This window comes from Aquimarina sp. (assembly GCF_977115655.1).
In genome coordinates this window covers 33254-53055 of sequence record NZ_CDSBKO010000005.1, presented here as the reverse complement: position 1 = coordinate 53055, position 19802 = coordinate 33254, and the positions used below count along the sequence as shown (strand labels likewise).

General features: G+C 32.9%; 23 protein-coding genes. 6 read left to right on the top strand and 17 right to left on the bottom strand.

Annotation, left to right across the window (positions count from 1 at the left end):
* Position 1 precedes the first annotated feature (1 nt).
* Both ACZIYX_RS03505 and ACZIYX_RS03500 read left to right on the top strand, forming a co-directional pair.
* On the top strand, positions 2–346 hold the full coding sequence (locus ACZIYX_RS03505) for a HopJ type III effector protein (protein ID WP_462680807.1): 345 nt from the start codon (positions 2–4) through the stop codon (positions 344–346).
* On the top strand, positions 336–1040 hold the full coding sequence (locus ACZIYX_RS03500) for a M50 family metallopeptidase (protein ID WP_462680806.1): 705 nt from the start codon (positions 336–338) through the stop codon (positions 1038–1040). Before ACZIYX_RS03505 ends, ACZIYX_RS03500 begins: the two co-directional genes overlap by 11 nt.
* A 133-nt stretch (positions 1041–1173) precedes the next feature.
* Here ACZIYX_RS03500 and ACZIYX_RS03495 read toward each other — a convergent pair whose 3' ends face one another.
* On the bottom strand, positions 1174–2700 hold the full coding sequence (locus ACZIYX_RS03495; protein ID WP_462680805.1) for an endonuclease/exonuclease/phosphatase family protein: 1527 nt from the start codon (positions 2698–2700) through the stop codon (positions 1174–1176).
* A 370-nt stretch (positions 2701–3070) separates the two neighbouring features.
* Positions 3071–3661 (bottom strand): carboxymuconolactone decarboxylase family protein, encoded by a 591-nt coding sequence (locus tag ACZIYX_RS03490; protein ID WP_462680804.1) that lies wholly within the window; start codon positions 3659–3661, stop codon positions 3071–3073.
* 178 nt (positions 3662–3839) lie between these two features.
* Between ACZIYX_RS03490 and recJ the strand changes: the two genes are divergently transcribed.
* Both recJ and ACZIYX_RS03480 read left to right on the top strand, forming a co-directional pair.
* Positions 3840–5525 carry a single-stranded-DNA-specific exonuclease RecJ gene (recJ, locus tag ACZIYX_RS03485; protein ID WP_462680803.1) on the top strand — a complete coding sequence of 562 codons (1686 nt, stop codon included), beginning with the start codon at positions 3840–3842 and terminating at the stop codon, positions 5523–5525.
* Positions 5526–5586: 61 nt separating this feature from the next.
* On the top strand, positions 5587–5940 hold the full coding sequence (locus ACZIYX_RS03480; protein WP_462680802.1) for a hypothetical protein: 354 nt from the start codon (positions 5587–5589) through the stop codon (positions 5938–5940).
* A gap of 41 nt (positions 5941–5981) precedes the next feature.
* On the opposite strand, the gene ACZIYX_RS03475 is transcribed toward ACZIYX_RS03480, so the two are convergent.
* The 12 genes from ACZIYX_RS03475 to pdxA form a co-directional block, all read right to left on the bottom strand.
* On the bottom strand, positions 5982–6923 hold the full coding sequence (locus ACZIYX_RS03475) for an alpha/beta fold hydrolase (protein WP_462680801.1): 942 nt from the start codon (positions 6921–6923) through the stop codon (positions 5982–5984).
* A gap of 143 nt (positions 6924–7066) precedes the next feature.
* Complete coding sequence (locus ACZIYX_RS03470) at positions 7067–8134, bottom strand: hypothetical protein (RefSeq protein ID WP_462680800.1); 1068 nt, start codon at positions 8132–8134, stop codon at positions 7067–7069.
* Positions 8135–8234: 100 nt separating this feature from the next.
* On the bottom strand, positions 8235–8690 hold the full coding sequence (locus ACZIYX_RS03465) for a 3-oxoacyl-ACP synthase (RefSeq protein ID WP_462680799.1): 456 nt from the start codon (positions 8688–8690) through the stop codon (positions 8235–8237).
* Positions 8691–8697: 7 nt separating this feature from the next.
* Positions 8698–9303, bottom strand: coding sequence for a GNAT family N-acetyltransferase (locus ACZIYX_RS03460; protein ID WP_462680798.1), 606 nt, complete (start codon positions 9301–9303; stop codon positions 8698–8700).
* A 5-nt stretch (positions 9304–9308) separates the two neighbouring features.
* On the bottom strand, positions 9309–9983 hold the full coding sequence (gene mtgA, locus ACZIYX_RS03455; RefSeq protein WP_462680797.1) for a monofunctional biosynthetic peptidoglycan transglycosylase: 675 nt from the start codon (positions 9981–9983) through the stop codon (positions 9309–9311).
* Positions 9984–10001: 18 nt separating this feature from the next.
* On the bottom strand, positions 10002–11114 hold the full coding sequence (locus ACZIYX_RS03450; RefSeq protein ID WP_462680796.1) for an NAD(P)/FAD-dependent oxidoreductase: 1113 nt from the start codon (positions 11112–11114) through the stop codon (positions 10002–10004).
* A 172-nt stretch (positions 11115–11286) separates the two neighbouring features.
* Positions 11287–12636, bottom strand: coding sequence for an acetyl-CoA carboxylase biotin carboxylase subunit (gene accC / locus ACZIYX_RS03445; RefSeq protein WP_462680795.1), 1350 nt, complete (start codon positions 12634–12636; stop codon positions 11287–11289).
* Positions 12637–12722: 86 nt separating this feature from the next.
* Complete coding sequence (gene accB, locus ACZIYX_RS03440) at positions 12723–13208, bottom strand: acetyl-CoA carboxylase biotin carboxyl carrier protein (RefSeq protein ID WP_462680794.1); 486 nt, start codon at positions 13206–13208, stop codon at positions 12723–12725.
* Positions 13209–13239: 31 nt separating this feature from the next.
* Positions 13240–14235 carry a beta-ketoacyl-ACP synthase III gene (locus tag ACZIYX_RS03435; RefSeq protein ID WP_462680793.1) on the bottom strand — a complete coding sequence of 332 codons (996 nt, stop codon included), beginning with the start codon at positions 14233–14235 and terminating at the stop codon, positions 13240–13242.
* 173 nt (positions 14236–14408) lie between these two features.
* Positions 14409–14606, bottom strand: coding sequence for a 50S ribosomal protein L32 (gene rpmF, locus ACZIYX_RS03430; protein WP_025743674.1), 198 nt, complete (start codon positions 14604–14606; stop codon positions 14409–14411).
* 10 nt (positions 14607–14616) lie between these two features.
* Positions 14617–15156: a YceD family protein gene (locus ACZIYX_RS03425; RefSeq protein ID WP_462680792.1), complete on the bottom strand. Its 540-nt coding sequence runs from the start codon at positions 15154–15156 to the stop codon at positions 14617–14619.
* Positions 15157–15370: 214 nt separating this feature from the next.
* Entirely contained in the window at positions 15371–16438 is a 1068-nt protein-coding gene (pdxA, locus tag ACZIYX_RS03420) for a 4-hydroxythreonine-4-phosphate dehydrogenase PdxA (RefSeq protein WP_462680886.1), read from the bottom strand.
* An 87-nt stretch (positions 16439–16525) separates the two neighbouring features.
* Here pdxA and ACZIYX_RS03415 point away from each other — a divergent pair, with 87 nt between their 5' ends.
* On the top strand, positions 16526–17113 hold the full coding sequence (locus tag ACZIYX_RS03415) for a riboflavin synthase (RefSeq protein WP_462680791.1): 588 nt from the start codon (positions 16526–16528) through the stop codon (positions 17111–17113).
* A gap of 17 nt (positions 17114–17130) precedes the next feature.
* Here the strand turns inward: ACZIYX_RS03415 and ACZIYX_RS03410 are convergent, their stop codons facing one another.
* On the bottom strand, positions 17131–17286 hold the full coding sequence (locus tag ACZIYX_RS03410) for a hypothetical protein (RefSeq protein WP_462680790.1): 156 nt from the start codon (positions 17284–17286) through the stop codon (positions 17131–17133).
* Between the two features lie 441 nt (positions 17287–17727).
* Between ACZIYX_RS03410 and ACZIYX_RS03405 the strand changes: the two genes are divergently transcribed.
* Positions 17728–18105 (top strand): hypothetical protein, encoded by a 378-nt coding sequence (locus ACZIYX_RS03405; RefSeq protein WP_462680789.1) that lies wholly within the window; start codon positions 17728–17730, stop codon positions 18103–18105.
* Between the two features lie 17 nt (positions 18106–18122).
* On the opposite strand, the gene ACZIYX_RS03400 is transcribed toward ACZIYX_RS03405, so the two are convergent.
* Entirely contained in the window at positions 18123–18908 is a 786-nt protein-coding gene (locus ACZIYX_RS03400; RefSeq protein WP_462680885.1) for a thiopeptide-type bacteriocin biosynthesis protein, read from the bottom strand.
* Positions 18909–18989: 81 nt separating this feature from the next.
* A complete protein-coding gene (locus ACZIYX_RS03395; protein ID WP_462680788.1) occupies positions 18990–19493 on the bottom strand; it encodes a cysteine peptidase family C39 domain-containing protein in 504 nt (167 codons plus the stop codon).
* Positions 19494–19802 lie beyond the last annotated feature (309 nt).

Below are 19802 nucleotides of genomic sequence, written 5' to 3'. Positions count from 1 at the left end.
TATGAAAACATCCGATTTTTTTAAAAAACTAAGAACAAATCCAGAAGAAATCTCTTTTGAGGATACAATGCATATTATTGAAACAAATTATAATTTTGTGCCTACAGAATTTATAAATGGAAATCAAAATAATGCCGAAGGGCAAAATTCTGGTTCTTGCAAATTATTTTATTTTGCTAAGCTACATGATTTAACAAAAGAAGAAACCCTGCATTGTTTTGGAGCATATTACAGAGAGGACGTATTACAAAATCCCGATGCCGAAGATCATCAAAATATTCGTAATTTTATAAAAACAGGGTGGCAAGGAATTTCGTTTAAGCAACAAGCATTAATTGAAAAATAAGCCTAAGTATATTATTTTTTTGATAGCCATTATTGTATTTGTTATTTGGCAGTTACCATATTTTGGATGGGTACAGTATCCATTTATACTATTGGGAACCTGGTTTCATGAAATGGGGCATGGACTTACAGCAATTCTGGTAGGAGGGGATTTTAAATATCTCGAAATTTATGAAAATGGGGGAGGTGTTGCATATTATACAATTACCGATAGCTATATACCTGTTTCTATTGCAAACGCACTAGTAGCAATAGGAGGTTTGCTTGGGCCTGCAATTACAGGGTCTGTATTGATTATTAGTGGAAAATCACCTAAAATAACAAGGATAGCCCTAAGAGTTTTAATAGGAATCATGATACTGTCATTAATCTTATGGATTCGGTCTTTTTGGGGGATGGTTATACTCATATCCTTTATAGTTTTTTTGACAGGAATTACTTTTTTCAAAAACCAAAAACTAGAGGTAATAACCATATTGTTTTTGGGGTTGCAATCGGTTTTGAGCACATACCTTCAATTGGATTATTTATTTACCAAACAATTTGAGCGAGATGGCACTGTTCAAATATCAGATACCGAAGCTATTGCAGTAAATACTATAGGTACATATTGGATATGGGCAATATTAATTGTACTAATTAGTATTTATTTACTTTGGAAAAGTTTTCAGTTTTACTTTAGGAGAACTTCCTGATCCATTCTCACTCAAATAAATTTATATACCAACCTAAGCCTCGTATTTTTCTGAAAGTATTTCAAAATTAGTTCTATTGAAACTTAGGTTGATATGTTTTATAATCTAATTATAACAACAAATAATTGTTTTTTTACTTAGTAATTGTAAATATCACAAATGGTTGATCTCCTTTATCAATAATTCCTTTTAATGTATAACCATTTTGGCGTTTTTGAATACTGGGACGTGTACTATTTTGATTTAATTCATTTTCAGAAATAGGTTTAAAATCTACCAATACATTGTTTGTACTCGTTTGCGCCCAAGGAGCATAGGTGCCTAAACTAAATAATTGATTATTTTGTTTATAACTAATCTGGCTAAATGCACCTGTAGCGTTTCCAGTTTTATGAGTACTCATTGCAATACCATATTTTCCACTTGGTATTTTGTATGGAGCAGCAGCATAAAAATTACTTCCTACCCAGCTGTTAATATTATTTAAAATCAAGTCACTACCTGTATTATTATGTATGATAATTTTTGCTAGCGTACCAAACCCATAATCATTAGCTAATCTTTGCAATTCTTCTCTGGCTTCTTTTATAGAATTGTGAATTGTTGGGTTACCTGAAAGAACCGGAGCATTTTTAAAGTTGAACTCTGATGCAAGACCATAATGATCCGAGCAACTAAAATCTTCATTACCATAAAAACAATCATTAAGAACTCTGGAAAAAACAGGTTGTAAATTATTGGAACTCGATAATATATAATCTAATCGTAATCTGTAAATTTCTTCTTCAAAAAAGAAAGCTAGTTTATTTTCTTGACTATCATACGTATATCCTTTATTATTAGGGTTAAGAATTCGATATGAATCTTCTAATTTGAATGTGTTTCTCAAGTTGCTTAGGTTTATAGAATACTCAGAACTTTCTCCATCAAAATTTAAATCTCCTAATAGAATAACAGGTATATTATTTTTTGACAACTCTTCTTTAATTGTTTCGTCATTTATGATTTCTTTTATCTGCTTTTCTCTAATACTACTATTAGATTCTTCTGGTGCAATTACAACAAGTAGAGGGTTAATAAGTGCCTTAAATATATTTATAATAGAAATTGTTGCATCAGCTTGAAGATGACTTGAAATAACCATAAAATCACCATGTTGCGGATGTTCTAATTTGAGTTCCCAATATCCTTTGTCTGCAAAGGCATCTTCTCGACCTTCATTTTGAAATTCATTAAACACGGCATTTTTTATAGAAATCCCCCTTTTTACTAAAGTTAGTAAACCATCAGTATCAACAGGCAAATTACCTAGTGGCTGTTGCTGATTGTTAGTATAAGGAGCGGCAATATATTGTCCTTGTAAAGCATTAATTATTTCTTCTTTAGTGCTATTTTTCCATACTTCTGTTAATGCAATAACATCATAATCAAGATTTCTAAGGTACTGTATTAAGGCTTCTTTTCTTTGCTCTTCATCTTTTATGGTTGATATATATAATCTTGCATTAAAGGTGAGCACTTTTAATTGACCAGAACCGCTTTTAGCAACTAAGGCTGTGGATTGAGAATTTACTTCGTTTATATGATCATCCTGAGAGCAAGAATAAATAAACACTATAGCTAATACAGCTAAAATTTTTGATAAAACATTTTTTTTCATTTTCATTTTTTTTAAAATTAGAAAAGCTTGGTCTTATAGTGTTTCTAGTACTTACGGTAGTTGTGATATCTTTAGCAAACATTAACTAAAACCTATATTTCTCTAAATTTTAACTGTATTTATTAACAATATTGTTAATTTTTTTGAACACCTGTATAAAAACACAAGTAAAATTGTTTGTAAAACGAATTAAGAATATTTTAAACCTTGATTATTGATATCGTTTAGTCCGTTTTTTAAGTATGAAGATTAGTATTGTTTTTGACTAATACAATATAAAAGTAGGCACAAAAAAAATCGTAGACAATATTCAATAATCGTCTACGATAGTATATAGCTTTAAGAAAAACAAATAGTTGTTCAGAACATATTAGACATGTTTTCCTTTTTCCCAACCATGTCTGCCAAGGTATTTTTCACCAGATTCAATAGCACCTTCTTCTACCATTGTACCCATAGAGTCGTTCCAGCGATTTAGATATCCAAATAAAGAAATTACACCCAACATTTCAACAATTTCACCTTCATCCCAGTATTTATATAATTCTTCTTTGATTTTATCATCAACAGCGTTTGGAATTATTGAAGCGGCAAGAGAGAAATCGAGTGCTGCGCGTTCTGCATTACTAAAAGCAGGATGCGTTTTATATTCCCAAATATTATCCAATTGTTCTTGTTCTGCACCATAACGTTCGGCAGCTCGAATAGCATGCGCCTGACAATACCGACAGCCTGTAGCATTACTACTTACCCAAGCAATCATACGTTTTAATGCAGAGGTTACCCGTCCTTCATTTGCCATTACGGCTTTATTAAGATTAATAAATGCCTTAGAAATAGCTGGTCTTCTTTGCATAGTAAGTACAGAATTAGGGCAAAATCCTAATGTTTCATTAAAAAATGCTGCCAATTCTCTGGTCTCTGGATCATGATCTGCAGATAATGGAGTAACTAATGCCATGTGTATTTGTTTTTTATAAGTTTATAGTAAATCGATAATTTCGAAGCAAGCCTCGAAGAATTAATCCTCTCGTTAGGGGGATTAAAGTAAAGCAAAATACAAAACTAAAAGCAAATCAGTAGTGGTCAAGATGTTTTTTGTACTTTGGATTTTTTTAATATCAGAATTTACTAGACGAATGAGATGGACACTACAACCTAAGCCAGATGCTTCTATTATTAAAAAGTTATCCCAAGCGCTTAATGTAGATATTATAATAGCTTCTTTATTAGTACAAAGAGGAATAGAAACTTTTGATCAGGCAAAAAAATTCTTTAGACCATCCCTTAAGGATTTGCATGATCCGTTTTTGATGAAAGATATGGATTTTGCTGTTTCCAGAATTGAAAAAGCAATTACTCAAGGGGAGAATATCATGGTATATGGTGATTATGATGTAGACGGTACCACATCGGTAGCATTAGTATCTTCATATTTAAAGACATTATATACACAGATTGCTACCTACATTCCCGATCGATATGATGAAGGATATGGCGTATCTTATAAAGGGATAGATTATGCCCACGATAATGATATTTCTTTGATTATTGCTTTGGATTGTGGGATTAAAGCTATAGAAAAAGTAGCTTATGCCAAGTCAAAAGGGATAGATTTTATTATTTGCGATCACCACAGGCCGGGAGATCAATTACCAGATGCAGTTGCCGTTTTGGATCCTAAACGCGAAGATTGTGAGTACCCATATAAAGAGTTATGTGGATGCGGGGTAGGATTCAAATTGATTCAGGCATTAGCCATTGGTCATGGGCAAACGATAAAAGATTTAGTGCCATATTTGGATTTGGTAGCTACTGCAATAGGGGCAGATATAGTACCGATAACAGGAGAAAATCGTGTTCTGGCATATTATGGGTTGCAGGTTATCAATACAAATCCCAGAATTGGTTTTAAAGCAATGTTATCCAAAGTAAACAAAACAAGTTTAACAATAACCGATGTAGTATTTATAATTGCTCCCAGAATTAATGCGGCAGGAAGAATGAAACACGGATTGCATGCAGTGAATTTATTGACAGAAGAGAATATGGAAACAGCATTACAATATGCTGCAGAAATCGAACTTTATAACAGGGATAGAAAAGATGCCGACAAAAAAATTACGGAAGAAGCCCTGGTACAAATACAAAGTAATAAAGAAGAGAATAAATATACTACAGTAGTATATGAAAAAAACTGGCATAAAGGAGTAATTGGTATTGTAGCCTCAAGATTAACAGAGACTTATTATCGACCAACTCTGGTTTTTACTAAAAGTGGCAAAAAATTAGCGGCTTCTGCAAGATCTGTAAAAGGATTTGATGTATATAATGCATTAGATGCCTGTTCAGACTATATTGAGCAATTTGGAGGGCATAAATATGCTGCGGGTTTAACATTATTGGAAGAACAATATGAGTCCTTTAAACAAAAATTTGAAGAGGTTGTTTCGTCTACTATAGATAAAAAAATGTTGACCCCAGAGATATCTGTAGATATACAAATAGAGTTGCAGCAAATAACGCCCAAATTTTACCGTATCCTTAAACAGTTTGAACCTCATGGGCCAGATAACATGGCACCTGTTTTTATGACCGAAGGACTAAAAGATACCGGATATGCAAAATGTGTGGGAGCAGATGAAAAACATCTAAAATGCAGAGTCGAAAAAAATGGAAGGACAATAGAGTGTATTGGGTTTAATCTAGGGGCAAAATATGGGTTAATTACTAACGGACAGTTTTTTAAAGCAGCATATACTATTGATGAAAATGAGTGGAATGGAGAAGTATCCCTTCAATTAATATTGAAAGATATAAATTAACTTATTTTTATTTAGATTTATTATAAATAGTTGCTATTTTTGAACTAAATATGGATTCAGGATGAGCGCTATAGAAAAAATTTACAGTAACGAATTAGGGATTTCTTTTTTTTGGAAAAAGGACAAGCATATTTCTACACCCAAAATACAATTGGTATTTAGAGATATAGGTTTTTTACTCTCTTTACACGAGCTTAAGGATTTTTCAGATTCTTGTAGTGCTGCAATTAATTCTAATTGTTGTAGCCAGTGTAAAAGTTCACAAAATTGCAGATCTTTATTATTACGAACTCCTTCAGATAAAATAGATCTTGCAGTAAATAGAAAGGAGCTGCATCAAATTCGAGAATTAATCAACAGTACTATTTACAGAGTTGAATTAAAATACTGGATAAAAGATATGTGCCTTAATTAAAATGCAATTCTGCCATTTGAGTTTTCTTTGACTAATACGAGTTAATTTTCTTTAGTCAAAAAGTCTACGATTTTATAAGAGATTTCTTTTGCTTTTGTTTCTTGCAAAAAATGTTTTTCGTCTATAAAATGAATATCTTCTCCGTTTACTTTTAAGGCATTGGCAGCTCTGGTCTGTTGGGGTGGCCATTGTAACATGGTATCATGTATTCCCCAAATAACAGCAACAGGAACAGTAATGTTTTCAAAAACAGCAGAATAATCTGGCAGCTCATTGCATGTTTGACTGTAAAAATAGTACATAGCATCTGTTTTGCCTTCTAGCATAGGTGTTTTATATCCTTCAATATCCAGTGCATTGAGAGTATTTTCTTTAAGACCCTGGTTAAATAGGTTTTTTAAAAGTGTATTGGTGGTTACCCCATTTCTATATCCCCACATTGCTGTTTTGGCAAGTCCCCCTGGTTTCATACGTACAGGAGGATAAAATCCTGCATCATAAATAATGGTATTAAGGACAATCAATTTTTCAATCTTGTCCGGAGCTTGTTTTATAAGTTCCCATGTCCATAAACCACCAGCATCATGCATTACATGTGACCATTTTTCTACACCCAATGCATCCATAAGCAGCAAAAGGCGTTTAGCATGATTTTCTGCATTATATATCTCAAAACCCTCAGGAGAATCACTGGAGCCATAACCAAGCATATCTGGTACGATAACACGATATCCATTTGCGACCAAAGGATCTATCATTTTGCGATATAGCCACCCAGAAGTTGGTACACCATGTAGCAAGACAATAACAGGACCTTTTCCTTTGTCTATATATTTTATTAAACCATCATTGGTGGGATATAATCTTTGATTTGCTCTAAAATCCTCATAGGTAATCTGGTTTTTCCTAGCTTTAGTATCTTGATACGGTTTACACGAAAAAAGCAATACCCCTATTAGGGTTAGTATAAAAAACTTCTGCATGAGACTAATGATTTATATGTTGGCAATTTACTTAAAATCATTTTTGTATGCTACTCCTAAAAGACTTTGATACTAAAAAAATAATAAATGCGATTGTAGAACTTCTACAATCGCATTTATCTCTATAAAAGAGGTGCTTAAAATTATTTTCTTTTAAAGATAATTTTTTCTGTTACTGTTATATTACCATCATTATAACTACTATCTGTAATAACCAGCTCTCCTGCAATTATTTCAATATTTGCTCCTTCATAATAGATATATCCATCAGGATACTCTCGATTATCTGCTGCATTTAAGAAATCTTCATATTTAAAATCTATTACAGTTATGGTCTTTTTTTCTGCATTATAAGACCAGTTACCCGAGTATTTATCTTTATACTCATATGCTTCTGTATATACTGCAGTACAATTAAGGGAAGATGCTTGTGCATCCAAGCTTTTTCCTTTTTCATGATATGTTTCATAGTAACTACCATCTTCATTTAAAACAAAAATCCATTCGTCTTTTTCTTCCATATCATAAGGAACATCGTTAAGAGTGCTTCCATTTTCACATTCGATAGTAGTAGTGACTCCATTTCCTGTATCTGCAGGCTCTTCTCTGTCAAAAATCCACTCGCCTACAATTGCAGAGTTACCTCCCCAAGAATTAACTTGTACACATACTTCTTCTACTTGACTTATGTTGCCGTTAGCATCATAAATACAAATTGCATAACAAAATTTTCCAACAGGAACAGATTCTTCAAAATCTACGTTAATTTGAAGATCTCCTTCTTCATTTCTTTTTGTTGTTAAAGAAACTTTCTTTTTCCCATTGATTGAAGAAGTTTTTACTCCATCAGAATTGCTAAAAGCTTTCTCTGGGACATCATAATAGCCATTAGAATTATTACCATTTACATCTTTAAATTGAATGTAAGCTCCTTTAACTTCACCAGTAGATGCAAACGAAATATTGAAACCACTGTTTAAGAAAGCATCTTGTTCTGTTTTACTTATTTCAAAGTTTAATACACCCGTTGGATTAGGAGGTGTTCCTGTTTCTAGTTTTGCACTAGCAATAGTAACACCATTTGTAATTTGTTCTACAGAGATTTCATTGTTTTCTAATTCTCCAGAGTTACTGTCATCATCACTACTACAAGAGAATAATAATGTACTTGCCAAAAATACAGCTGTAAATAATAGATTTAGTTTTTTCATTAAGGATTTTTTTTAAATTTATAGTCCAATTTTTGTTTTTTAATATAACTTTTAAATTTGTTGCTTTCAACAAATTTGATTATTTTTATAGATACTATCATTAATAAACTATTTTGATTTCTATAGTGTTATCTCTAAAACGAATTTTATCTCTAGCAACTTTGCCTAAAAGAAGGTTTCCTATAGGAGAGTTTGGAGCTATAGCAAAATAAGGCGTCTCATTAACGATTAGTTGCCCAACAGAAATACTTATAAAGTAATTATTTTGTGTGGTAACTACCAAGCTACCTAAGCAAATATGATTTGCCTCAGATAAAGTAATCTTTGCAAGAACTTCTTGCAGTTTTTGCACTTCGGCTAGTTGTTTTCCTGCTTTTTCTCTTTCTAATTGCAGCATAGCACGTCCTGTTTCGTGTTTGTCCCCTGCGGTACTTTTGGTTTCAGAAGTTAACGATTCCTGAATATCAGAAATAGTATTTTGAATCCTTTGCAATCTTTGACTTACGTATTCCTGGCATTGGTTTAGTAATTCTTCTTTTATCTGTTTTGGGTTCATTATAGGTTTATGATTTAACGGCTTGTAGTCTATCTAAGGATCTTAAAAGAAAATACAAAGGATATTCTAAAACGTGTGTTTCGTTAAAGACTTTAAAACCATGTTTTTTATAGAAATGCATATTGCTTTCTGTGGTAGTTTCCAGATATATAGGTTTTGTGTTGCCATAATATTCTAATACTTCTTTTAGTAATTTAGTACCAATACCTTTTCTTTTAGATTTTGGTATTGTACCCATGATCCATAAATGTAAAAAAGATATTTTTGGATGGTTCTTCTTTAGAATTTTTTCTCTTAATATAACTTTATAAACATTATTAATACCAATACATTTAGTTACTAGATTAATATCCCAAAGAATTGTTTTTAGTGTTATTTTTTTCTTTTCAGGACTTAAAAACAGTACACAGCTTTCCTGATCATCACTAAGAAATACTTGCCCAAATTTTAAAGCCATTTTACATTGATATTTCATTAAATAGTGTATTCTTTCGGATCTGTTTTTATCTTGTTTTACAACAAAGTTTATAGAATTAGGGAAGGTTTCTGTTAAAAACGAAGAATGTAAAATGGTTATAATTGTATTTAGATCTTTATAAGTAGCTACTATCATTTGTACTATTCTTCGAGTATTAAAGTGCCATAATTGCGCATTTGCGCCTTAATCCATTCTTTTCTTTTTTGTATATAGGCAGAGGGGGGATTTGCCAAAAATTTTATTGGGTTGGGCAAAATTGCAGCTATTGCAGTGGCTTGATCCTTATGCAATGCACTAGCCGAGGTGTTAAACCAAAACCGGGCTGCTGCTTCGGCGCCATAAACTCCATCTCCCATTTCTATACTGTTTAAATACACTTCGAGGATACGTTGTTTGCTCCAAAAAGTTTCGATCAAAAATGTAAAATAAGTTTCCAGTCCTTTTCTGACCCAACTACGTTGTGGCCATAAAAATACATTTTTGGCTGTTTGTTGTGATATAGTACTGGCGCCTCTTAATCGTTTTCCGGATTGGTGTTCTGCTATTACTTTTTCGATTGCTTTTTTATCAAAGCCATGATGTTTTATAAACCTTTGATCTTCACTACAAATTACTGCAAGCTGTAATGTTCGGGATATTTTGGATAGGGGAACCCATTGATGTTTGATAGAGTATTCATTTTTGGATTGTAATTTTCGAACAACCATCAAAGGAGTGACAGATACATTAATATATTTATAAAATAATACCCAAAGGATACTTAATAAAATAAATGCGATACAACTTCTGAATATAAATTGAAAGTATTTTTTCAAAGTATGGGATTAAGCGATTTATAAAAGATCTGCTAATTCTGTTCCAACCAAACTACCTATTGCAACTCCCATTCCTCCTTGGCGCACGCCACAAAACACATTTTGAGATATTTGCTTGACGATAGATTTTTTTTGATCCCCAACTCCCATAATTCCACTCCAGCGTTGGCTAATTTCAAAATCTGTTTCGGGTAAAATTACGGTGCGCAAAATCTCTTCTAATTTTTTTTGAATTAATTCTGTTTGCCCTGATTCTGTGGTTTCTTCTGCTTTAAAATCCAGATTTCTGCCTCCTCCAAACAAAATCCTATTATCGATATTTCTAAAATAATAATATCCTTGATCCAGATGAAATGTTCCTTTAATATGCAAATCTTTAATTGGTTGTGTGATCAAAACCTGTGCCCGGGCCGGTCGCACTTCTTTAATCCCCAATTGCGATGCAAAACCATTGGTTGCGATCAATACTTTGTTTGTATAAAACGTAAAATCGTTAGTTTTTATTTCAACATTGGTAGTTGTATCCTGATACTCTTTTACACTACAATTATTTAGAATTTTAATATTAGAAGCTTGTACTTTTTTTAATAAAGCTTCCATCATTTTTCCTGTATCAATTTGACCTTCGAATGGATTAAGGATATATTGAGGTTGAATGTTTTTGAAATTAAAAGAATTATTGTGCGCACTAAAAACAGTATGGTTAAAAATTGGTTTTAATAGATGATTTACTTCTTCTATTTTAGAAAGACAGTATTGGTATAGTGCTTCATCATTTTTGGTAAAGAGTTCATATCCGCCATGTTGACAATAATCTATAGTTTGATCTCCCAAATGTTTTCGTAGTAATTGAAGTCCGTGATGCCTTTTCTTTACAAGTTCTAACACTTCTTCTTCCTGATGTGTGCTTAAATCATCTAAGATTTCAGAAAGGCTGCCAAAACAAGCAAATCCTGCATTTTTGGTACTGGCACCATTAGGTAACATGCCCCGCTCCAGGATAAGGATTTTGGCATCAGGAAATTTATGTCGTAATTTTAAGGCACAGGTAAGTCCTACAATCCCACTACCAATAATAGTAAAATCAACATCAGACAGCCAAATTTTATGTTCCCAGTAGCTAAAATTCATAAAAAAGAATGTCTAAAGAGTGGTTTTTGAGTAAAACTAAATGGATTATTACCAATAGTTAGCTTTAAAAATACGATATATTTATTAAAAGCGGAATTGATTGGTATTAATATGAAGGAATTTGCAATAAAAAAAGGGCGTTTGATTTTTCAGACACCCTTCCTTCTGTTTATTACTCTACAGGATCTTTCATTACAAAATCTTCCATAAACTTAGTAGTATAATTACCTGCTACATAGTCTGGATGATCCATAAGTTGCCTATGAAACGGAACTGTAGTTTTTATTCCTTCTACTACAAATTCGTCTAAAGCTCTTTTCATTTTATTAATTGCTTCTTCACGTGTTTGTGCAGTGGTGATAAGCTTAGCTATCATAGAGTCGTAATTTGGGGGGATACTATACCCGCTATATACATGAGTGTCTACCCGTACACCATGACCTCCCGGAATATGTAAATTGGTAATTTTACCAGGGGATGGTCTAAAATCTTTGTATGGGTCTTCGGCATTGATTCTACATTCTATAGAGTGTAATTGCGGAAAATAGTTTTTGCCTGAAATTGGCACTCCGGCAGCGACCAAAATTTGTTCTCTGATCAAATCATAATCTACTACTTGTTCTGTAATAGGGTGTTCTACCTGGATACGGGTATTCATTTCCATAAAGTAGAAATTGCGGTGTTTGTCTACCAAAAACTCTACAGTACCAGCACCTTCGTATTTAATAAACTCTGCTGCTTTTACTGCTGCTGCTCCCATTTTTTCACGTAATTCATCTGTCATGAATGGCGATGGGGTTTCTTCAGTAAGTTTTTGATGTCTGCGTTGTACAGAGCAATCTCTTTCTGATAAATGGCAGGCTCTGCCATTGCTGTCTCCAACAATTTGTATTTCAATATGGCGAGGCTCTTCGATAAGTTTTTCCATGTACATGCCGTCGTTACCAAAAGCAGCTGCGGCTTCCTGGCGGGCGCTATCCCATGCTTTTCTTAAGTCTTCTTTTTTCCAGACAGCTCGCATTCCTTTTCCACCACCACCAGCTGTAGCTTTTAGCATTACAGGATATCCCATTTCTTTGGCTAGTTTTTCTGTTTCTTCAAAAGATTCCAGAATCCCTTCACTGCCCGGGATTGTTGGTACTCCTGCAGCTTTCATAGTAGCTTTTGCAGAGGCTTTATCTCCCATTCTGTCAATCATTTCAGAACTTGCTCCTATGAATTTTATTTCATGCTCTTCACAAATTTTGGAGAATTTAGCGTTTTCAGAAAGGAAACCATATCCAGGATGTATAGCATCGGCATTAGTGATTTCTGCTGCTGCTATAATATTAGACATTTTAAGGTAAGATTGACTGCTGGGAGCAGGTCCGATACATACCGCTTCATCTGCAAAGCGTACATGTAAACTTTCTGCATCTGCTGTAGAGTATACCGCAACCGATTTAATCCCCATTTCTTTGCAGGTTCTGATTACCCGCAAAGCAATCTCCCCTCTATTTGCAATTAGAATTTTTTTAAACATAACTTCTTAGAAATTACAATATTCAAAAAAAACAAACTCCAGTTTTTGCGTGTATTGGAATTTGAGATTTGAATTTTTGGGTTTAACTACGATGGGTCTACTAAGAATAGTGGCTGATCAAATTCTACAGGAGAAGAGTCATCTACTAATACTTTTATGATTTTACCAGAAACTTCACTTTCTATTTCATTAAAAAGTTTCATCGCTTCAATAATACAAAGTACATCGCCTTCTTTTATAGAGTCCCCAACTTCAACAAATGTTGGTTTATCCGGGGATGGTTTTCTATATAAGGTTCCAATAATAGGAGACTTAATAGTAATGTATTTTGAGTTATCGTCAGATACACTCTCTGTCGCTATAGGCGTTCCAGAAGTTGTTTGTACAGGAACTGCTGCTGGTTGAGAGGTAATTGCATTACCAACAGGTATTTGTTGTACAAATGTTGTTTCTTTATTTTCGTCTGATGCAGTTTTGATAGTGATTTTAATATCATCCATCTCTAACTTTACTTCGCTGGCGCCTGATTTGGCTACGAATTTAATTAAATTTTGAATTTCTTTTAAATCCATAATGTGTGGGTATTGTGTGTGTGTTAGTTGTTTAGGAATTATAGGCCCATTTAAAATAAATAGAACCCCAAGTAAAGCCTCCACCAAATGAAGCAAATACTATGTTATCTCCTTTTTTAAGTTGTTTTTCATAATCATGCAACAATAGTGGCAAAGTGGCAGAGGTAGTGTTACCGTATCGTTGAATGTTCATAAGAACCTTGTTATCATCTAGCTCCATTCTTTTTGCAGTAGCATCGATAATTCGTTTGTTTGCTTGATGTGCAATAAGCCAATCTACGTCGTTACCTGTTAAATTATTACGTTCTAATATTTTGGTGCTGGCATCGGCCATATTAGAAACAGCATATTTAAACACGGTTTTTCCATCTTGTCTAACAAAATGAAGCTTTTTGGCAACAGTTTCTTCTGTAGGAGGCACTAAAGATCCTCCTGCTTCGATTTTTAAAAATTCTCTTCCGATACCATCGGTACGGAGATATTCGTCTTGTAAGCCCAAACCTTCATAGTTGGGTTCAAAAAGGGCTGCCCCACCTCCATCACCAAAGATGATACAAGTGGTACGATCGGTATAATCTATAATAGAAGACATTTTATCTGCTCCTATTACCAGTACTTTTTTATATCTTCCGGATTCTATATAGCTGGCTGCGGTAGACATTCCATATAAAAAACTGGAACAAGCTGCTTGCAGGTCGTAAGAAAATGCATTAACTGCACCTATCTTAGAGGCGGTGTATGCTGCAGTTGCAGCAACAGGAAGATCCGGAGTGGCGGTAGCAAAAATCACTAAATCTATCTCTTTGGGATCGAGATTTCTTTTAGCAATTAAATCTTCTGCCGCTTTTATACCCAAGTAAGAAGTTCCTTTATCCTTATCTTTTAGTATTCTGCGTTCTTTAATACCTGTACGACTGGTTATCCATTCGTCGTTAGTGTCTACCATGGTTGCTAATATATCATTGGTTAACACATAATCGGGCACGTATGCGCCTACAGCTGTAATAGCGGCTGTGATTTTACTCATATCTTAGTTTTAGTTTCGAAAACTATAGCGTCAAAATGCGCTGAAAAATTCGTTGAAATTACTAAATTCTATACAAATATGGCGCAAAATAACGGGATTTTGACACATATTCAACTAAAAACAAAAAAACTCTCACATTTGTGAGAGCTTTCTTTAAGATTTTAACAATATCTTTAAGCCACTTCTTCCTCAGTGTTATCGATAACGATCTGTCCACGGTAATATAATTTACCTTCATGCCAGTGTGCTCTGTGGTATAAATGCGCTTCTCCTGTAGTAGGGTCAGTAGCTATTTGAGGTACAGTAGCCTTATAATGTGTTCTTCTTTTATCTCTTCTGGTTTTCGATATTTTTCTCTTAGGATGTGCCATTGCTTAGCTATTATTTATCGTTTAATAAGTTTTTTAATTTATCCCAACGAGGATCTGTTTCCTCATCTTCGTCTACTATTGTTTTTTCTTTTGGACTTAATTCTTCTAGTTTTTCAAGTATGTCCGATTGTAATGTGCCGTTTTTTACACCTGGATGAACTCTTTTGGATGGTATGCCCAAAACAATAAGCTCATAAATATATTGTTGAACATTTATTTCATATTCTCCATAAGGAAGAATAAGTAACTCTTCGTTTTCATTATTATATTCATTTCCAAACTTTACTACTAAAAAAATTTCATTTTTAATAGGTAAGTCAAAGGGTTCATTAGTAAGGTCACAGTTTACATTTACAGTTCCTGTTGCTGTAAACTGAAGTTCTAACATGGTTATTTTTTTGTTAAACCTCAGAGCAACATTTATTGCGCATGCATTAAATTCGTCGTACTCAAAATGTTCAAAGAACGTATTATCAATTTGAAACTCAAACTGGTGTAATCCTTGCTTCAGCCCAACAAAAGGAATAGTATACTCTTTAAGTTGTTTCATTTCATCATCAGTTTCAGGTGCCTATCGATTTGATAAAGGCGGGTGCAAAGATAATAAAATTTTGTTACGAAAGTGTTTTTGTAAACAAAATTATATCAGATTGTTAGTTATTTGGTTTATGAGCCAGTTAGTTTTCTGTTTACTGCATAATATAAAACCTCCAACTTTCAACTTCGGTTCTTTACACACATAACAGGGACTACTGTCTTAGGATTTACTCTCTTGCTCCTTTGTTTTGTACTTTTCTGGGTTGTCTTTTTAAGGGGTTTTTGGTTAATTCGGCATATTCCTGTCTGTTTTTGTAAATTTTTAACGCTGCAAAAACGGCTTCTTTAAAGGAATTGTTGTCGGCTTCGTTCTTGCCTGCAATTTCAAATGCGGTGCCATGATCGGGAGATGTTCTTACTTTGTTTAATCCTGCGGTATAATTTACTCCTTTGCCAAAGGAGAGTGTTTTAAAAGGGATAAGCCCTTGGTCGTGATATGAAGCAACTATGGCGTCAAAAGACTTATAGTTATCAGATCCAAAAAAGCTATCTGCAGCATAAGGCCCGTACACCAGTTTGCCGGATTCGTTGATTTTGCGAATGGTTGGCTTTAATATTTCTTCATCTTCCTTGCCAATAACCCCATTATCACCACTGTGAGGATTAATGCCCAGTATTGCTATTTTTGGTTTTGATATGCCAAAATCCTGTTTAAGTGTATGGTGAATGGTATCTACTTTTTGTTCTATTAATTTTGGTGTTATGGTATTTGCAATATCTTTTACAGCAACATGATCGGTAAGCAGGCCTACTTTTAGATCTTCGGTAATCATAAACATTAAACTGTTTCCTTCTAATTCCTGATTAAGATAATCTGTATGTCCGGGAAATTTAAACTCTTCAGACTGGATGCTGTGTTTATTGATAGGGGCGGTTACCAACACATCGATTTCGTCATTTTTTAAGGCTTCTGTAGCAGAGATAAGGGATTTGATTGCATAGCTTCCTGTTTTTTCATCTTCTTTTCCAAAATTAATATTTACAGTTTCTTTCCATACATTAAGAACATTTACTTTACCATCCAAAATCTGAGAAGTCTTATCTATACCATGAAGATTTGTGTTGCTTTTGTAATGCTTTTTTAAAAAAGAAAGAATTTTTACCGAGGCAAAAATTACCGGAGTACAGAAATCTAGCATTCGCGAATCTTCAAAAGTTTTAAGTACTATTTCGCTCCCTATACCATTTAGGTCCCCAATAGAAATTCCTAATCTTATTTTTTCTTCTTTCTTCATTATATAAATTACTTTATCCATATTTTTGAAATCTAAAATCAGACCTCAAAGTTTACGGTTACAAATTTAACTAAATAATTTGCATTTATGTTTACAGGAATCATCGAAGAATTAGGAACAGTTACTTCTTTAATTAGCAACAAAGGAAATTTGGATATAACTATACGTGCTAATTTTATTTCAGAATTAAAGATCGACCAAAGTATTGCGCATAATGGGGTTTGTTTAACTGTGGTATCTATAGATGAGGACACTTATTCTGTAACGGCTATTAAAGAAACTTTGGATAAAACAAACCTTAGGACTCTTACTACGGGTGCAGTTGTAAATCTGGAAAGAGGTATGCGGCTGGGAGACCGTCTGGATGGGCATATTGTGCAGGGGCATGTAGATCAAACGGGAATATGTACCGCTATTACCGAGGCTAATGGTAGTTGGTACTTTACTTTTGATTATGATTTTGCACTACATAATATTACTATCGAAAAAGGATCTATAACGGTAAACGGAGTTAGTTTAACGGTGGTTAATTCTAAAAAAGATTCGTTTAGTGTGGCAATTATTCCTTTTACATACGGGCATACAAACTTTAACACTTTTAAAGTGGGTACGGTTGTTAATTTGGAGTTTGATGTAATTGGCAAGTATGTAAAACGAATTACAGAATTAGCATAAAAAAAGTAGATTGGTAATTATACCAATTCTACTTCGTTAAATTTAAAAAGTGAAACTTTGTCTCTTTCTATTTTTAAAAGGACTCCTCCTAAATCACTCAAGGTAGAGCAGGATTCGAAATCCAATACTTTGCCAAAATACTGGCTTTTTGTATCAATTACTTTATACTGCATAATTCTAGGTTTTGATTTGTTTTTTCCCTCTTTGTATATCTTATAATAGTAGTTCTTTCCCCAAAAAACATACCATCACTATAATCAAAGACTAAAGTAAATGTAATAGACAGATTTGATATCTGAAAATAAACTTATTAGGTTTTATTAACATATATTATATTTTTTTGTTACTAATCGTGTGGTTATTAAATAATTAATTGTGTTTCTGATTTTGCTGTAAAGTAGCTGTTCTTGTGGTTTTGAAAAAAATACAGGCATAAAGTTTTTAAAATGAAGTTGGAATTATTCCAAATTTTGTATTTTTACAATGGAAATATTCCATCAATATATCTAATTAGTTTGTCGATAATTTAAGTGTTTTTTGCTTTTTATTAGGTTAATTTTTAAACTCTTGGCATGCGTTTTGCGAAATCTGAAATAATCTTAAAACGTATATCTATGGTAATATCAATACCTAATGTAAATGATCTTTATGATATGAGTGGTATTAATTATGAAATACAGAATCGAAAATTACAATCGTATAAGCATACTTTTGATTATGACTTTTGTAAAAAAAAGTATGATGAATATGCGTGTATGTCTTTAAAAAATTTTAGAGAATGCTTAAAAGATTCTCAAAAACTGGGGGAGATAGGTCATTTATGCTGCTTTATTTTATGGGTAAAAAACAAAGCAAGGCATGAGTACAGGGATAGTCTGGGAGACTATGGTTTAATCCATCTGCTTTTTCATTGTATAGAAGATAAGTATCATGTAGAGGTACATGCAGAGTATATACACATGTTGTTTAAAGAAGATATTAAGTTAGTGTAGTTCTTTTTTGTTTATGTTTAATTTGCCATTTCCGCATTTTTTCTTTTTCGGGCACAAATTGAATTATAAAATCTATATAAAAAATCATATATAACCATTTCATGCATTCTGTTTTTTGATCTGAATAATCTATTCATGAACATATGGATATGGCTATAAAGCAAGTTCTCTAATGGTACATCTAAGAGATCTTTTTTATCAAGTTTCATAATTTCGTCTACTATCTTAGCAGTTTTAAGCTCATTTTGCTTTAAAAGTACTATTATAGGATCATATTTAGAGGTATTTGTATGTAAAGATAAAAAGGATTCTATTCTTTTTCTTTCTTTTCCATATTTAACATTTAATTGCTTTTTTAAGGATCTGCACATACCAAACTCTTCTCCAAATGCTGTTTTTAAATTTTCTAGCAAGTAGAGTTTTTTTTCTTCGCTTAAATTAAAAGAATTTAAAAAACTATCTATCCCTTTTAAAGCAAATAACCACCTTAACTCGTCTCCTTCATCTCCTTCTGTCAAGTTCAAGAAATTAATTATCATTTCACTTTCGAGATAAAAATAGCTCTCAGAATTCATGATGTTATAATTGCCATATCTCTCTATTTCTCGATTATATTTCTCGATTTGAACTTTCCATATTAATTCATCAGAGATATATGGGTTTAAATTTTTGTATACTTTATTAATGATAAGCCCCAGATTGTTTTTGTTTTCAGTATAAAAACGAATTCTTAAATGATGTTCTGGATCTTCATACCTGATAAAAAACCATTTTTGGATTAAATTATTTTCTTTTTCATCTATTCTTCGTTTAAAAATATAACCGTAACTACAGCTATGCTTGATACCAGATCAAGTCTGGTACAAACTTTTTGCCTTGAATACTTAAAAAATAAATTCAATTTCTATACGCACTATTTCAAAGTTAAAATGGTATAACAACAAAAAAGTGAAGAGGCTTATAATTGAAAGAGCAATATATTTATGATTTGTGTGGGATGGTTTTGGGTTATTTTCTGGTTTTTCGACAGCGACCAGTATTCCTGTAAATTTTTTAAGAAACTCGGTTTCAGAGCAAGATTGTTTTTTGTTTTTTGTAGTGTAGATGGTACAGGCAGGATGCTTTTTTTCGACAACTACCAGTTGTTGCCCATCGGGTTCTTTTATCTGGGCAATAAAGCAATCAGGTAATTGTTGTAGTGTTTCTGTGTTTGCAGGAACTTCGGCAGCTATGTTTTCTATATTAAAATGATCTAACACCCCTGTTATGGCATGTAGACTAGGGTAGGATGGGTGGCTTTGGATCTGAAAAGCCAACTCGGTTTTATCAAAAGAAATTTTATTTCTTTCGAGTAATTTTTGTACCAGATCGACTAAGGAGGTTTTCAATAGCATTTGTTTTTTTACTTTTATATAATGGTATATTATAAAAAAACAAAGCGCATCCTAAATATGGTTATATTTTTGGATGTTTAAATGAGGGATTTATTCCCTAAGCTTATGGGTTTTTATAAAATAAGCATTAGTGTATATATAGATAAAGGCAAAACACAGCTATAGCAAGGGAAGTAACTATGGATTTATAAATTTTAACTACTGTTTTGTACGCCTGAATTTGATGTAAGAAACTTATGATAATTTGCTTTAGGTAACAATTTGGTATTATATCCTATTGCGCATATCCTGATAAGAAACCGA

Coding starts and splice junctions, on each gene's coding strand:
- rpmF (WP_025743674.1), bottom strand. CDS start 14,606: ATGGCACATCCTAAGAGAAAAATATCGAAAACCAGAAGAGATAAAAGA.
- accC (WP_462680795.1), bottom strand. CDS start 12,636: ATGTTTAAAAAAATTCTAATTGCAAATAGAGGGGAGATTGCTTTGCGG.
- ACZIYX_RS03410 (WP_462680790.1), bottom strand. CDS start 17,286: ATGCAGTATAAAGTAATTGATACAAAAAGCCAGTATTTTGGCAAAGTA.
- ACZIYX_RS03415 (WP_462680791.1), top strand. CDS start 16,526: ATGTTTACAGGAATCATCGAAGAATTAGGAACAGTTACTTCTTTAATT.
- ACZIYX_RS03405 (WP_462680789.1), top strand. CDS start 17,728: ATGGTAATATCAATACCTAATGTAAATGATCTTTATGATATGAGTGGT.
- ACZIYX_RS03495 (WP_462680805.1), bottom strand. CDS start 2,700: ATGAAAAAAAATGTTTTATCAAAAATTTTAGCTGTATTAGCTATAGTG.
- ACZIYX_RS03465 (WP_462680799.1), bottom strand. CDS start 8,690: ATGAACCCAAAACAGATAAAAGAAGAATTACTAAACCAATGCCAGGAA.
- ACZIYX_RS03425 (WP_462680792.1), bottom strand. CDS start 15,156: ATGAAACAACTTAAAGAGTATACTATTCCTTTTGTTGGGCTGAAGCAA.
- ACZIYX_RS03480 (WP_462680802.1), top strand. CDS start 5,587: ATGAGCGCTATAGAAAAAATTTACAGTAACGAATTAGGGATTTCTTTT.
- ACZIYX_RS03505 (WP_462680807.1), top strand. CDS start 2: ATGAAAACATCCGATTTTTTTAAAAAACTAAGAACAAATCCAGAAGAA.
- ACZIYX_RS03475 (WP_462680801.1), bottom strand. CDS start 6,923: ATGCAGAAGTTTTTTATACTAACCCTAATAGGGGTATTGCTTTTTTCG.
- ACZIYX_RS03460 (WP_462680798.1), bottom strand. CDS start 9,303: ATGATAGTAGCTACTTATAAAGATCTAAATACAATTATAACCATTTTA.
- ACZIYX_RS03490 (WP_462680804.1), bottom strand. CDS start 3,661: ATGGCATTAGTTACTCCATTATCTGCAGATCATGATCCAGAGACCAGA.
- ACZIYX_RS03435 (WP_462680793.1), bottom strand. CDS start 14,235: ATGAGTAAAATCACAGCCGCTATTACAGCTGTAGGCGCATACGTGCCC.
- recJ (WP_462680803.1), top strand. CDS start 3,840: ATGAGATGGACACTACAACCTAAGCCAGATGCTTCTATTATTAAAAAG.
- accB (WP_462680794.1), bottom strand. CDS start 13,208: ATGGATTTAAAAGAAATTCAAAATTTAATTAAATTCGTAGCCAAATCA.
- ACZIYX_RS03470 (WP_462680800.1), bottom strand. CDS start 8,134: ATGAAAAAACTAAATCTATTATTTACAGCTGTATTTTTGGCAAGTACA.
- pdxA (WP_462680886.1), bottom strand. CDS start 16,438: ATGAAGAAAGAAGAAAAAATAAGATTAGGAATTTCTATTGGGGACCTA.
- ACZIYX_RS03450 (WP_462680796.1), bottom strand. CDS start 11,114: ATGAATTTTAGCTACTGGGAACATAAAATTTGGCTGTCTGATGTTGAT.